At 39.5% G+C, this 14,377-nt stretch carries 12 protein-coding genes and 1 pseudogene; 3 read left to right on the top strand and 10 right to left on the bottom strand.

The genetic code is table 11. The annotated features are described in order from the left end of the window. Position 1 precedes the first annotated feature (1 nt). The 8 genes and pseudogenes from groL to miaB all read right to left on the bottom strand — a co-directional run bounded on the left by groL (position 2) and on the right by miaB (position 7,337). Positions 2–1,639, bottom strand: coding sequence for a chaperonin GroEL (gene groL, locus IPM92_12150; GenBank protein ID MBK9109084.1), 1,638 nt, complete (start codon positions 1,637–1,639; stop codon positions 2–4). Positions 1,640–1,680: 41 nt separating this feature from the next. Further along, positions 1,681–1,944: a co-chaperone GroES gene (locus tag IPM92_12145; GenBank protein ID MBK9109083.1), complete on the bottom strand. Its 264-nt coding sequence runs from the start codon at positions 1,942–1,944 to the stop codon at positions 1,681–1,683. 202 nt (positions 1,945–2,146) lie between these two features. Continuing rightward, positions 2,147–2,575: a hypothetical protein gene (locus tag IPM92_12140; GenBank protein MBK9109082.1), complete on the bottom strand. Its 429-nt coding sequence runs from the start codon at positions 2,573–2,575 to the stop codon at positions 2,147–2,149. A gap of 491 nt (positions 2,576–3,066) precedes the next feature. Further along, positions 3,067–3,378 (bottom strand): preprotein translocase subunit SecG, encoded by a 312-nt coding sequence (gene secG / locus IPM92_12135; protein MBK9109081.1) that lies wholly within the window; start codon positions 3,376–3,378, stop codon positions 3,067–3,069. Between the two features lie 4 nt (positions 3,379–3,382). Then, positions 3,383–4,150, bottom strand: a complete 768-nt coding sequence (locus IPM92_12130) for a hypothetical protein (protein MBK9109080.1) — start codon at positions 4,148–4,150, stop codon at positions 3,383–3,385. A 1-nt stretch (position 4,151) separates the two neighbouring features. After that, a complete protein-coding gene (locus IPM92_12125; GenBank protein MBK9109079.1) occupies positions 4,152–4,643 on the bottom strand; it encodes a hypothetical protein in 492 nt (163 codons plus the stop codon). Then, entirely contained in the window at positions 4,640–5,914 is a 1,275-nt protein-coding gene (locus IPM92_12120; protein MBK9109078.1) for a sigma-54-dependent Fis family transcriptional regulator, read from the bottom strand. Before IPM92_12120 ends, IPM92_12125 begins: the two co-directional genes overlap by 4 nt. Beyond that, a pseudogene (miaB, locus tag IPM92_12115) lies at positions 5,911–7,337 on the bottom strand (tRNA (N6-isopentenyl adenosine(37)-C2)-methylthiotransferase MiaB). Before miaB ends, IPM92_12120 begins: the two are co-directional and overlap by 4 nt. Before the next feature lie 243 nt (positions 7,338–7,580). Here miaB and IPM92_12110 point away from each other — a divergent pair. The 3 genes from IPM92_12110 (at position 7,581) to IPM92_12100 (ending at position 9,495) form a co-directional block, all read left to right on the top strand. Next, positions 7,581–8,084, top strand: coding sequence for a DUF2384 domain-containing protein (locus IPM92_12110; protein ID MBK9109077.1), 504 nt, complete (start codon positions 7,581–7,583; stop codon positions 8,082–8,084). A 1-nt stretch (position 8,085) separates the two neighbouring features. After that, positions 8,086–8,544: an RES family NAD+ phosphorylase gene (locus tag IPM92_12105; protein ID MBK9109076.1), complete on the top strand. Its 459-nt coding sequence runs from the start codon at positions 8,086–8,088 to the stop codon at positions 8,542–8,544. 312 nt (positions 8,545–8,856) lie between these two features. After that, complete coding sequence (locus IPM92_12100; GenBank protein ID MBK9109075.1) at positions 8,857–9,495, top strand: hypothetical protein; 639 nt, start codon at positions 8,857–8,859, stop codon at positions 9,493–9,495. Positions 9,496–9,572: 77 nt separating this feature from the next. Here the strand turns inward: IPM92_12100 and IPM92_12095 are convergent, their stop codons facing one another. Together IPM92_12095 and IPM92_12090 are read right to left on the bottom strand one after the other, a co-directional pair. Then, the gene (locus IPM92_12095) at positions 9,573–10,628 is read right to left on the bottom strand and encodes a hypothetical protein (GenBank protein MBK9109074.1); all 1,056 of its coding nucleotides are present in this window, start codon (positions 10,626–10,628) and stop codon (positions 9,573–9,575) included. A gap of 206 nt (positions 10,629–10,834) precedes the next feature. Beyond that, a complete protein-coding gene (locus IPM92_12090) occupies positions 10,835–14,371 on the bottom strand; it encodes a fibronectin type III domain-containing protein (GenBank protein MBK9109073.1) in 3,537 nt (1,178 codons plus the stop codon). Positions 14,372–14,377: the final 6 nt, after the last annotated feature.

Here is a 14,377-nt window from a genome sequence, read left to right as displayed (position 1 = left end):
ATTACATCATTCCTACCATACCACCTCCGTGGTGATGGTGACCACCGCCGCCTTTTTCTTCTTTAGGCATTTCGTTCACCACGCATTCGGTCATAAGCACAACACCTGCGATAGATGCTGCTTTTTCCAAAGCAATTCTGGTGACTTTCGTTGGGTCAATAACACCTGCTTTTTTAAGATCTTCATAAACATCAGTACGGGCATTATAACCGTATGAACCTCTCTTGCTGGACACGTTCATAAAAACAACTGATGCTTCTACTCCTGAATTATCTGCAATTACACGGATAGGAGACTCCAAAGCTTTTTTCACGATTTCAACTCCGAATTTTTCATCGTCATTGGTAATTTTTAATTTATCCAATGAAGCAATACTGCGAACCAGGGCAACTCCACCTCCGGTAACAATACCTTCTTCTACAGCGGCTCTTGTTGCATGTAAAGCGTCATCTACGCGGTCTTTCTTTTCTTTCATTTCGACTTCTGTAGGAGCACCTACATTCAAAACTGCAACACCACCAGCTAATTTAGCAAGGCGTTCCTGCAATTTTTCTTTATCGTATTCAGAAGTTGAAGATTCGATTTGGGCTTTGATTTGGTTGATGCGGGCTTCGATCATTTTTTTCTGACCTTTTCCTTTTACAATCGTAGTGTTGTCTTTATCGATGGTAGTTTTTTCGCAAGTTCCCAACTGGGCAAGTTCGCAATTTTCAAGTTTATAACCTTTTTCTTCTGAGATCACGGTACCATTGGTAAGAATCGCAAGATCCTCGAGCATTGCTTTTCTTCTATCGCCAAAACCAGGTGCTTTAACTGCCACCACTTTCAATCCACCGCGCAATCTGTTGACGACCAATACGCCTAAAGCTTGTGAATCCACATCTTCAGCAATGATCATTAATGGTTTTCCGGTTTGCACGACCTTTTCCAGTATCGGCAACATCTCCTGCATATTCGAAATTTTCTTATCGTAAATCAGGATAAGCGGATTTTCATATTCCACTGTCATGTCATCTGCATTCGTGATGAAATAAGCACTTAAGTAACCTCTGTCAAATTGCATTCCTTCCACAACTTCAACCGTTGTTTCTGTACCTTTTGCTTCTTCAACGGTGATCACTCCATTAGTGCCTACTTTTTTCATGGCACTTGCAATCAACTCGCCGATATGCTCATCGTTGTTTGCAGAGATTGAACCAACCTGTTTGATTTTAGAAAAATCATTTCCAATTTGCTCAGATTGTTTAGCAAGATCGGCAATGACCTGCGTAACTGCTTTGTCGATACCTCTCTTAAGGTCCATTGGATTTGCACCAGCTGCCACATATTTCATTCCTGCAGTCACCATCGCCTGTGCTAGGACAGTTGCCGTAGTGGTACCATCTCCTGCAAGATCATTGGTTTTAGAAGCAGCTTCTTTTAAAAGCTGTGCACCCATGTTTTCAATAGGGTCTTCCAGTTCTATTTCTTTTGCAACAGTGACCCCGTCCTTAGTGACTTGAGGTGAACCGAAGCTCTTTTGAATAACAACATTTCTACCTTTTGGACCCAGTGTTACTTTCACGGCATTTGCCAATTGGTCGATACCCGATTTTAATCGTTCGCGGGCATCTGAATTAAAGCTTATTTTCTTTGCCATATGATATTAATTTGAATTTTTTTAATGGATGAAATCTTAGTTTAGATAATTACGAGAATATCGTCTTCCCGCATAATGAGGTAATCAACGCCTTTGTAGCTGAATTCCTGACCGGCATATTTGCCATAAAGTACAATATCTCCTTTGTGCACCGTCATCATATTGCCTTCCTTTCCAGGTCCTACAGCAATGACTTCACCACGTAAGGGTTTTTCTTTGGCAGTATCGGGTATAATAATACCACCTTTGGTTTTTTGCTCAGCCGGAGCCGGCTTGATAACGACGCGATCGTTAATTGGCTTCATATCATTCAATTTTTAGATTAACAGATTAAATTTTGTTTTAGTCTCCCTCCCGAATGCACACATTATGCCAAGCCAAAATTCTGGTACATTTGGCAGTAAAAGCAGACAGGAAATCTTGGAACGGCCTTTTGCTACTGCGATGATTGCGCCATTATGGCATAAATGAAATAAACTATCGCGGTCATTAATATTTCGATAATGCTCAGGATGCTGCCAGTCGAGACCAGATCAATGAAGCAAAAATACAGGCCGAGCAAATGATCGGTGGCCAAAATGTAAAACAGGCCATTATGATAAACATCGTTCCGAAAACGATCAGATAGATCTGCAAAATTCCCTTTAAAAGCCGGATCTCAATAGCATTTTTCAGAAAATACCACAATAGAAAACCGCCAAACAAACAGATCAGCGTCAAACAACTACTTAATGCAGTAAAGATTTCAAAATACGTTCGTTGGATACCTCCGCCAAGATCCATTTGATAATTACTTGTGAGCTCTATCAATTGCTTTTCCTGATCGTTTTTCGCTTCCGGCTTTCCAATAAAACTCAAAGAATGTAAAATAGCAGTGACCAACAGAAAAAAGATGGAAACTTTAAGTGCGGTCTTTAATTGCCTGGATTCATACATAATAATTCGTTTTCTTATTAATTGAAGTTCCCAAAGATAGTGGAAAATGGAGTATGGATGGATTTTGGAATATGGATTATAGATGATGGAGTAAAGATTTTGGAGGATGGATTATAGATGATGGAGCAAAGATGATGTGGAGGGATGATGGAAGATGGATTATCGATATTGGGGCAAAGATTTTGGAGGAAAATTATGGATTAGGATGGTGGGTTCTTCAATTTGGATTGAAATATGAATATTGATGTATTTCAATTTCCGGTTGATCTTGAATAGAATCCACAATGTTCGTTTTCTAAGAACATTTAATAAATCTGGCAAATTCAGACATATTCAATAAAAGTGTATGAATAAATCTCCACAATTAACGCTGGATGAAAAATTATAAATATGTATAAAATGATCATAAATGATGAACAAACATACGCCGACATGTTTTCCAGACTAACAGACTAACAGACTAACAGGCGACCTTTTGGTCGAGATTCATTTTACTGCGTTCCTCCTCCCTGAGCGGGATCTGCCGGCTGTTCGGTGGGAGTTTCTTCGGGCACTGTATTGCCAATATTGCCTTCTGCAGAAGCGATCATGGATGCAACTACGCAAAGGGCGACTAATATACCTGCTAACCACCATGTCAATTTCTCAATAAAATCTGCTGATTTGGCTGCACCAAACATTTGGTTGGCACTTTGTCCGCCGAAAGTTGAGTCAACGCCTCCTCCTTTTGGATTCTGAATGAGGATCACCCCAATGAGCAGAATACAGTCCAAAGCAATCAAAATGGTAATCAACGTCAACATGTTATCAAGATTTTAATTTTTCAATAGCGGCTGCAAATGTACTGCCTTTTTGCGGATATTTCAGCATCAATTTTTCATACATCTCGATAGCATCCTCTCTGTGACCCTGTCGGGCCAATAATCGCGCAAGTGTCTCAGAGACAATCTCTTCGCCTAATGTTAAGCTCTTCTCAACGGCCGATTTGGCTTTTACAGATTTGACTTTTTTGCTAGGTTTTACTTCTTTAACTGGTTTATTTTGATTGATGTTTAAATCTTCGGAATCCGGCGATAAGGTCTTCAGCCAACTGTAAAAATCATCTGCCTGGGCATGTTTTTCTTTTGATTTTTTAATTTTTTTGGCCGGTTTGGTGCCATCCGTTGTGGCCGACTTTTTGGCAATTCTTGCAATTTTCTTTGAATGTTTCATTTCTGTTTGAAATTGTTCTTCAGGAATGATGATCAACTCCTCAACGACCGCACTAACTATTTCGGTAACAGTTTCTGATAAAATTACATCGACCTCCGCTTCTTTGAGTTGCACTTTTTCTTCCTGTAGCTGCGGTTTTATAAAATCAATATCTTGACTACTTTCTAATTTTGGGGTTTCTGATAAATGGATTGCTGTTTCAAGTTTATGCAACAAAGCGTAATCTGGCCAATTTTGGGATGCTGTAAATGCCGGATCGGGCAAATGTGTGATGGCTTCATCTAAAGAATCTGCTGCCTCTAACCATAAAGCAGCTGCCAGTGGTTTTGACTGCAACAATATTTTAGCTTCGTCCTGATTCATATTACCAATTTGTAAAAGCTTTATTAAATATATCTTCTACCAACAATTGGTTGATATCAGACGTAATTTGTTGCTGAATATTTGAAAAATTTACATTCGCATCAAAATCCTGGTACCGCGAAAAACTTAATTTCCAATTTTGTTTTTCATCTTTTACATTTTCCATTTCAACTTCAATGTTGATCGTACATCGGTTGATGGCCGAAAAAATACCGGGTTGCGGGGCTTGACTGCTCACATCAAAGCGGGTAATACGGCATCGAAAAACGAGATCTGGTTTTGTATTATTTAAGGAAAGCCTTGAATCCTTTCTTATTTTATTGGAGAGTGCTTCCGAAAATTCTACAGGATAACTGGCTGGGCTATTGTAATAGACATCTTCTACGGATTCGATGCGGAATGAATTAATATCCGGCGCGATGCTGATTCCCTTAAAACTATAACAGGAAAGCATCAGAAAAAGACATCCGGTCATGAGCACTCCTTTCATCATGTATCCAAAGAATATTGCTTTATTTTTCGATAGAGTGTACGCTCAGAAATTCCCAATTCTTCAGCAGCATCTTTTCGTTTGCCATTGAATTTTTTAAGTGATTTGGAAATCATTTCTTTTTCCATATCATCCAATGACATGGAATCTTCCATGACTTCTACCGCATCAAAATTTCCTTTTTCTTTATGGATGACCATTCCGGACCCTTCTTCGCGGATATTATGCAGTGGGATTGTTTCTTTACTCCACTGTGTGCTTTGCCCGGCATTGTAAGGTATTGCTGCAGGAACTGGAGACATAGCTCCTTCCATAGCTTCGGGCATTTCCAGATCATTGGCATGCACCAATTGATAAAACATATTTTTCAATTGGCTCAGATCCTGTTTCATGTCAAAGAGCAATTTGTATAAAATTTCCCTTTCCTGGAAACTGGTAGGATCCGAAAAATCAGCATTGGGTATTGGTAAATTCCGGGAATGAATATTGGGTATGATTTTGAGCAAATCGTTTTCTGTAATTGTTTTTTGATCAGAAAGTACGGACAATTGCTCAACGACATTCCGCAATTCTCTAACGTTGCCGGGCCAATGGTAATTTTCAATCAAGGATGCGCTTTGTTCGTCCAACTCAATAGCGGTAGTTCTGTATTTTTCGGCAAAATCTTGCGCAAATTTTCGAAATAGAATCAGAATGTCTTCTCTTCGTTCATTCAGCGATGGCACTCTAATGGGAACAGTGTTTAATCGATAATAGAGATCCTCTCTGAATTTTCCACTTCGCACGCGATCGAGTAAGTTTACATTCGTTGCCGCAATCACCCGCACATTCGTTTTTAAAACTTTAGAGGCTCCAACTCTAATAAATTCTCCTGATTCGAGAATGCGTAATAAAAAAGCCTGAGTGTCTTTGGGCATTTCTGCAATCTCATCTAGAAAGATCGTACCACCATCAGCAGTTTCAAAATACCCCTTCCTATCAGATGCAGCACCTGTAAACGAACCTTTCTCGTGTCCAAATAATTCGGAGTTGATCGTGCCTGCTGGGATCGCACCACAGTTGACTGCAATAAATGGATTGTGTTTTCTTGGACTTAAATTGTGAATGATTTTAGAAAAAATTTCTTTGCCCGAGCCGCTTGCCCCGGAGATCAAAACGGTAAGATCTGTCCCGGCGACTCGTATGGCGGTATCAAGCACCTGATGCAGGTTTTCTGACCTGCCATAGATACCAAATCTTTGTTTTATGGATTGAACGGATTCCAATTTTTTCAATTTACGATTTCACCAATCAGTGTTGCACTGGTCACATGTAAGACTTTTACCTGGACATAATCACCTATTCTTATTTCCCCATGATCATCAAAAACGATCATTTTATTATGTGTGTTTCTTCCCTTCCATTGCTGATCTGATTTTTTTGATTTTCCTTCAACGAGTACTTCAAATGTGCTTCCGATGTCCCGTTGATTGTGTTGTAGGCTGATCTTGTTTTGCAATGATATAATTTCGTTTAATCTTCTTTTTTTGATCTCTAATGGAATATCGTCCGGGAATTTTTTAGCAGCCAGTGTACCCGGTCTTTCCGAATACATAAACATATAAGACATGCTGAAATCAGAAAATTCCATTAAGCTTAATGTTTCCTGGTGTTCTTCTTCCGTTTCAGAACAAAATCCGGCAATGATATCTGATGAAATTGCACACTCTGGAATTGCCTTGTTAATCTCGCGAATTTTTTCCATGTACCACTCCCGATCGTAGGTTCGGTTCATCAAATCTAAAATCCTGCTATTTCCCGACTGACATGGAAGGTGGATGTACTTACAGATATTTTGATGTTCTGCCATCGCGCTTAATACATCAGCACTGATATCTTTTGGATGTGAAGTTGAAAAGCGAACCCGCATTTGCGGATCAACCCTGGCAACCAATTTTAATAATTTTGCAAAATCGACGAGGATATTTTGATGCTCGTCTTTCCATTTATAGGAGTCCACATTTTGTCCGAGCAGGGTTACTTCGCGATATCCCTGTGCAGAAAGCATTTGAACTTCTTCGACAATGGTATGTGGATCACGGCTTCTTTCGCGGCCACGCGTAAAAGGCACTACACAGAATGAACACATATTGTCGCAGCCCCGCATAATAGACACAAAAGCGGAAACGCCGTTACTGTCGAGTCTTAAGGGCGCTATATCTGAATAGGTTTCCTCTCTTGACAGAAATACATTGACCGCCTTCTGCCCTTCATCGACGGTTTGGATGAGATTTGGCAAGTCCCTGTAGGCGTCGGGCCCCACCACCAGATCCACTAGTTTTTCTTCTTCCAGCAATTTGCTTTTCAGGCGTTCGGCCATACAGCCAAGGATCCCTACTTGCAAATGGGCATTGTTTTTTTTGAGGGCTTTAAATTCTTTGAGCCGTTTGCGTATGGTATCTTCAGCTTTTTCGCGAATCGAACAAGTATTGAGCAATAAGAGATCGGCCAGTTGAGGATCCGGGGTAAGGCTGTAGCCATTTTTTGCAGGATGCTGGCAACGATTTCAGAGTCCGAAAAATTCATCTGACAGCCGTAGCTTTCTATATAAAACAACCTTTTGAAAGCAACTACATCTGCCTGCACGGTCGCCAAAGCTTCGCCTTGCCGTTCTTCGGGCAAAAGGACCTGTTCGCTATCATTCCGGCTATACAACATATTCGTAAAAAGGACTGCAAAGATACAAAATTCTGCCAAAATGGCAGAAAGGCATGAGAATTAATCCTGAACCAAATTAAAGAAGCTGAAAATCACGGCTGAATAAATAATAACCCGGGCTTTCGTAGGCTTTCTTAATTCTTAGGGAGTGGATTTGGATTTTAAGCGTTTGGTTGAAAAAATTGTTGAAAGCGATATGGAAATATGTCCTAAATTTACGGACAGATGTCTAAGCACTTCATTATGACCACACGAAAATTGAATTATGAAAGCAGGTTAAATAAGCAAATTGCAGCCTTATTTAACGAATCTGAAATGAATTATTTTAAAGTAAAATTTAAGTCTCCTCTGACTTATAATGATTTTCTCTCCAATAAAATGTTGATGATTTCTGCGATAAGAAAAGGAATTCCCTATTCATTGTTTGACTTGATAAAAGAATGGGCTCCGTTTACAGAAAATGACTGGATTGAATTTCTCGACATTTCCTCAAAATCCATGCAACGTTATAAAGCAGCATCCGCGCATCATTTCAAACCCGTGCATTCCGAGAAGATCATTGAAATGGCGGAAGTAACAAAAACAGGCCTTGAAGTTTTCGGCAACATGGAAAAATTAAGACTCTGGTTAAATACACCAAATTATGCTCTGGGCAAACTCAAACCTCTGGAATTGCTCAAAGACTCCTATGGCAAAGAATTGGTCATAAGCGAACTCATTCGCATCCAACACGGAATACTCGTTTAAGTTGGAAGTCTTCAGACTTGTCAGAGAAAAATTTGCGAAGCCCTTATCCGGTAAGGGTGCAGCTCTCAAAGGCGCCCGATGGAATTCCGTCGGGGTAGAACTCATTTATGCAGCCAAAAACAGGTCATTAGCTATGGCAGAAGTGGCCATTCATTTCACATTGGCGACTTTGCCCGATGATTATGTTATAGTAACCATCTTTATACCCGATAACATTGCAATTAAAAAATTATCAGTTAGTGAATTACCTTCCGATTGGAAAGATTTTCCTCACCCCTCCTCAACTCAAAAGATTGGAGATGAATTTGTATTGGAGGGAAAATATGCTGTTCTCATGATTCCTTCGGTGGTGACACACGGTGATTATAATGTACTCATAAACCCCAATCACAAAGATTTTAAAAAAATGGTGATCACTCAAATTGACAAATTTCCATTTGATAAGAGAATATTTAAATAAAATGTATCCGTCCTACCATCTACATCTTTACTCCAGTAGGAAAACGAACGTGTATCATATTATATATCAATTCACCATCAACAAATTGTATTTCAGTAAATGGTTCATTAAATCTCAAGACCATGAAGTTTGCGTTTCCAGTATTGGAACATCCCCACAGAGATCTACCTGACCATGATCCAGGATTCGGGTCAACTTTGGCCATTGTTTATAAATATAAATTAGTGAAGCTAACTTTGTGATTAGAGGTCGACAAAGGCACTTTCCTTTTTTTATCTCAAATTCACATAGGTTTATAATTCAAAACTAAATATGTCTAAGAAATTTAAAATTGCAATCAGAAACGGCCGGAGATTTACAGGTATTTTTATTATTGCATTTTTATTTCAGCTTGTTGAATTATCTGGTCAATTGTCTGCTCATTTGTATTTAGGAGTAACATTATCAAATTATAGCACTCGGTTATATGATAGAGCTTACCACGAGAGATTTAAGCAGTATTACAAATATGCCCCTTTGTTTAATTTTGGATTAAGCTTGAACAAATCAATAGATCATTATGAAATTACTACCGGCGTTGGGATCAACCAAAGAGGTTATAGAGATTATCTTCCTCCTCCATTTGTAAATGGTGAATATTTGCTTAGCGAAAGTACATTTTTAGAAATTCCATTTCTATATACATACAGAACTCATTATTTCAAAAATAAATTAGGCATCGGCGGGGGCATTTTATATAATTGCAGATTGCATGCAGGGGAACATGTCTATGGTGAAGAAGAATTTGGTTTTGATATAAAGGCATTACTTGATATTAAGTTATCAAAGCGATTTAAAACGGAGTTTACTTTTACATTTGGAAATTTTGATAAAATCTTGCGTAACAAACGCATGCAATACGTGCATTATATTTATGGTTTAAACCTGGTTTATAAATTTATGGAAATTTGAAAAGTATGAACTTAATATATTGTATTCCAGTAGCTGGAAAATTGCATTCATTGAAATCCCAAATTTTCAAGCAGACCCTATTGAAATCTACTTTTGAAATTTTCAATTTTAGAAATAAGCTCTGATGTTTTTTCCTGGTAATCTTCTCGTTTTATAGCGTTGAGCGTTTCTTTCACGTCATCTAATTTATCATAGAACATCTTTTCCTGACCCACAAATTGTTTTTCAATTGCTTGTAAAACTTTTTCAATTTGCAAAGCATTTAAATCATTTGGAGAAGTATATTCATTGTCTGCGTATTCTTTGATATATTTTTCTAAACAGCCCAGACTATGCTTAAAGGGTTCCATCAATTTTTCAGGATACTCAAAAGTATAAATGCTTAAATACTGGTGAATGATTCCAATAGAATAACTGTTATCGCAATCGCCCAATTTTTGATAAAAGTGATCGGCCCATGTCGTGTCTGCTTTGAGTTTTGCAATGGCTGCATCTGAAATTCTTTTGTCATGATCAGTAAGCGTGTAAAAAAGATAATCTTCGATTTTTTGTTGGTAGTTTATTTTTTCCAAAGTTTGCAGTATAGCATATTCACCTTCACTCAGTTTGGGCGAAAACATCGCTCTTATACTGCCCATATGCATAAACATATAAATAAGCAATCCTATGATCACATTGAATATCCAAGTTGCTTTGAAGACGATACTTTGACCGAAGCTTCCATCATTTTTGTAAATCGAAAAGGCATACGGAATGATCATAAGTAAAGGCAGTAAAATGTAACTGGAGAAGGCAATGAAATCCATGGGATTTGAAATAGACTGGTTTTGGTAAGTGGACCAATCGGCCCGGATCATCATGGCCGTATAAACTGAGTATAATATACAGGCTGTGCCAATCATCAAAATAACTTTAACAATACCAGTGTTGACATGTATCCATTGAAATGTTCCAAGGTTGTATAATTTTAAACTCAATAGGATACTCAGCACTGAATAACACAAAAACAAAAATATCAAACTCAGATATGGCACTGCAAAATGCCCGCTGTTGCCGTTAGTTTTGATCGAGTTGATAATGACACTGATGAGGTATGTTGCAATAAGCAGATAAAGTATGGTTTTCGGATGCATATTTTATTTTTATATCAATTTAATTCCACCTAGTAGCTATGCCAGAAGATCAATAGAATTTCAAAATAGCTCCAAGTTTTACTAAAAAATGATGATCAAATTTAAAGTCCCGGCTTGAGTCAAAGCCAGCCAATGATGAATTGATCGGCAAGCTGGGATTTTTATTTGTTGTGAGTGATTCTATTTTACACCTACATATCCTGAATTTATTTTTCTGATATTATAAATACCCTACTCCTATATCCCCCGGGTAAAAACATTTGTAAATAATAAGTGCCGGCAGGTAATGCAACTATATCCAGTGTTTCTGTATTCTGGCCTTTATATCCTGAAAACCGGCTGCCACCTACAGCTCGTCCAAATCCATCTATGATCCTGAGGCCAATTGCTTCTACGTCTTCCTGAAGTTCATAATGAATCTGTAAAATTTGATTTACCGGATTTGGAAAAACACTTATTTCGCCAAGCGTATGAACTTCATTCACAAAATTGGGCTGTAAAATAGCATCACCAATATATTTTGTAACAACATCATTGTTAGTTGGCGCAGCTGTTATGTTTATGGTATAATCTTCTGTCTCTCCACTAGCATAAGTTCCACAATACGTTCCAAACGCAACTGTAGACATGACTATGCGCATTCTTGTTTTGCCAATTGTTGCAGTGGAGGGCACGATAAATGAAATGGTAGTATTTCCTAAATTGCTATATTTTTTCTGACCTGCCTTTTCATTGTTTTCTGCGAAATCTCCGTCTCGGTTGTAATCGATATATACTCTGAAATACACTGGTTTTTTAGTTCCGGTATAACCAGGTGAGAGTGTAATTGTTTGACTTGATCCTAATGCCAGATTGGTTGATATGGCGGTACCATCGTAATATCCGCCGTCACTTCCGGATACTCTCGAAATACTTCCAAGAACAACATTATCAATATAACCCGCAGCGGTACTGCTACCCGCAGAAGCACAATGAATTAAAAATTCTGAAGTTACAAAATTTCCACTTCCACTGTTGCAATTGGCTTTTACCCGCCAGTCATAACGTTTTTCAGACAAACCACTTATTACAATACTGGTAGATGTCGTACCTGATGTAGATGTCCAGGTTCCTGAAGTAGATAATTTATAGTCGATCGAATAACTGATGGCTCCGCTCACCGCATTCCAATTGAGTGTGGCTGAGTTTGGTGTGGTCGTTGAATTTAAATTGGTGGGATCTCCACAGATATCTAAAGTAACAAAATTTGTTTGACTGTAATTGCTATTTGAATTGCTACAATTGCTTCTCACACGCCAATCGTAAGAAGTCGATGGTGCCAGTCCGCCTAATGGAAATGAAGTACTGGTTCGTGCTGCATCCAATAAAGTCCAGGTATTGTCGGAACTCAATTTATACTCAAGCCTGTAACTTATTGCTCCTGTTACTGCATTCCAATTTAATGTTGCACTGTTTGTGGTAATGGAAGTAGTGGTCAAGCCGGTGGGTGCATTGCAAATTTCTTCAATGTTTTGGAGCCCACTTTCCCAAACGCCTCTGCCATAGGTTGCCACGCGAAGTTTATTTCCGGATTTTTGTATTTCAACTTCATTAATGGCCACTAAAGGCAATCCCGTTCCATGTTCGGCCCAGGTATTGTTGATATTGTCTCTGTAGTAAACACCAATGTTCATTCCTGCATAAATGGTTTCGGATGCATCTTCATCGACCACTACAGATCTTGCAGAAAGAGAAGGCAGACCGGTTGACAAATTCGTAAATGTGCTACCCATATTTGTGGATACAAAAATTCTATTCGAAGTACTATTGCAACTGATCCAAATTTTCTGTGGATCATTTTTACTTGCATAGATAGAGGTAATACTTGCTGATGCGCTAACCGAATTCCAGTTTGCTCCGCCGTCACTTGTTCGGTATAAAGTAGCGCCCTGAGATGCATAAATGTATTTTGTGTTGGCTGGGGAAACGGCAAGTGCGTCTAACTTGACAGTGATTCCCGGTGATAAATTGGTCCAGCTGCTCCCGCCATTTGAAGATCTCCAAACACCCGTCCAGCCTCCATAAACTGTATCATGGTTGGTGTGGTGCATGACAAGAGGAGTTACCCAATTTCCTTCTGATGGCTTGCTTAAATTCGTCCGGCTGGCACCGGCATTGGTGGTTTTGTAAATAGAGCCATATTGACTGGTACCAATGGCAATATCCGCATTTGTCGGACTAATGATGTTATCCATGCCATCCGCACCGAGCCAATCTACCCAAGTGCTGTTGGACCGCCTGAAAGAGGAGCCATTATCCTGAGCTCCGGTCGTGATCACATTTGCATTTGTTTTTGAACAGGCAATGCGATAAAACTGGCGAATGCCTAAGCCTGCTGATAGGTCCGTCCAATCATTACCATTGTTTGTACTTTTATAAATCCCGCCATCAGATCCTGAATAAATGTTGCTTCCTACCCATTCCAATGCATGCACATCAGCATGGTTATACCCCGTAGAATTTGGATAAGACCAGGCCGTTTCAGCAAGAAATGAAGTTCCACCATTGGTCGATTTCCAACAAATAATCCCGGCAATATGCACTTCATTGACCTCAAGAGGATTCACACAAATGGCCATATCATAAGTTGCCTGACCTGTGGTGCCCGTACCATTGGTCTCGTAACCAAAATAATTGGTTCCGGCAGATGGATTTCCAACAACAGTAGTTATAAAGTTGACTCCCGAATCCGTGGATTTGTACATTCTGCCGAATAGACTTCCGCTGGCCTGCACGGCATATACAACGGCCGGATCATCCGGAGAAACGGCCAAAAGAGTTCTTCCGGTATGTGTAATGCCATTGCCACTGGTCACTGGATTCCAGCTAAGACCGTTGTCTGTTGACCTATAAACGCAACTGGTTCCACTGGAACCGGAAGCATACATGATATCTGGATTTCCCGGTTTAAATTCAATATCTTCTTTAGTGGTGGTATGAACCTGAGTCCAGTTCGTGCCAGCATTTGTTGATCGCCAAATTCCATTGGTTGCGGCACAAAAAACGATGTTTGCATCAGTTGGATGCACTTTTATCTGCCTGCTGTTTGTGGGTCCGCTTCCGGTTGTTGTCCAGCTGGTACCTGAATTGCTTGATTTGAGCACTCCCCCGGAAGAAAGTGCAGCATAGAGAGTTGTAGTATTATTTGGATCAATACAAATATGGAATACACTCATCCAGGATGAGTTAACAAAATCAATTAAGGTCGTCCATGTAGAGCCGCTGTTGGTACTTTTCCAAATACCACCCCCAGGCGAACTCACGTATATGATCGCATGATCCGATGGATCAACAGCTACTGATGTCAATCGTCCATTACCGGGATTCCAACCAGATGTATAATTCCAGGTTTGAGGACCCAATTCTGTCCAGGGCATATTTGCACGGGATTTGAGACCCATACCCCTTAGCGCTTCATAATAAGCCCGGTCTTCTCTTTCGGCAGCAATAAAATAACCAAAATCATCCAGGTGAAACTTGCGCTCGTAGAGCCAGCGCTGGTATTGCTTAAATCCGCTACCCTGACCGGTACCTATATTTGCGAAATAGGCATCAGCCCAGGCTTCGACTTCCCGAATGTTCAGGTCCTTGCGTTCCATCAATTCAAAAACATTGCTTTGAGATTGGCCGGTATTTGCAAATGTGAACACGACTAGTAAAATGCCTATAAAACGGCCGAATGTATTCAGGTTGGGGCTTTTCATGACTAG

The sequence above is a fragment of the Saprospiraceae bacterium genome (genome assembly GCA_016719615.1).
Classification (GTDB): domain Bacteria; phylum Bacteroidota; class Bacteroidia; order Chitinophagales; family Saprospiraceae; genus Vicinibacter.
Note: the sequence above shows the minus strand (reverse complement) of the source record. Positions and strands in the feature narration are given on the sequence as shown.

Bases quoted from the DNA above. Each gene is read 5' to 3' on its own strand.
- groL (MBK9109084.1), bottom strand. From the start codon at position 1,639: ATGGCAAAGAAAATAAGCTTTAATTCAGATGCCCGCGAACGATTAAAA.
- IPM92_12145 (MBK9109083.1), bottom strand. From the start codon at position 1,944: ATGAAGCCAATTAACGATCGCGTCGTTATCAAGCCGGCTCCGGCTGAG.
- IPM92_12130 (MBK9109080.1), bottom strand. From the start codon at position 4,150: ATGAATCAGGACGAAGCTAAAATATTGTTGCAGTCAAAACCACTGGCA.
- IPM92_12125 (MBK9109079.1), bottom strand. From the start codon at position 4,643: ATGATGAAAGGAGTGCTCATGACCGGATGTCTTTTTCTGATGCTTTCC.
- IPM92_12095 (MBK9109074.1), bottom strand. From the start codon at position 10,628: ATGCATCCGAAAACCATACTTTATCTGCTTATTGCAACATACCTCATC.
- IPM92_12100 (MBK9109075.1), top strand. From the start codon at position 8,857: ATGTCTAAGAAATTTAAAATTGCAATCAGAAACGGCCGGAGATTTACA.
- secG (MBK9109081.1), bottom strand. From the start codon at position 3,378: ATGTTGACGTTGATTACCATTTTGATTGCTTTGGACTGTATTCTGCTC.
- IPM92_12140 (MBK9109082.1), bottom strand. From the start codon at position 2,575: ATGTATGAATCCAGGCAATTAAAGACCGCACTTAAAGTTTCCATCTTT.
- IPM92_12110 (MBK9109077.1), top strand. From the start codon at position 7,581: ATGACCACACGAAAATTGAATTATGAAAGCAGGTTAAATAAGCAAATT.
- IPM92_12090 (MBK9109073.1), bottom strand. From the start codon at position 14,371: ATGAAAAGCCCCAACCTGAATACATTCGGCCGTTTTATAGGCATTTTA.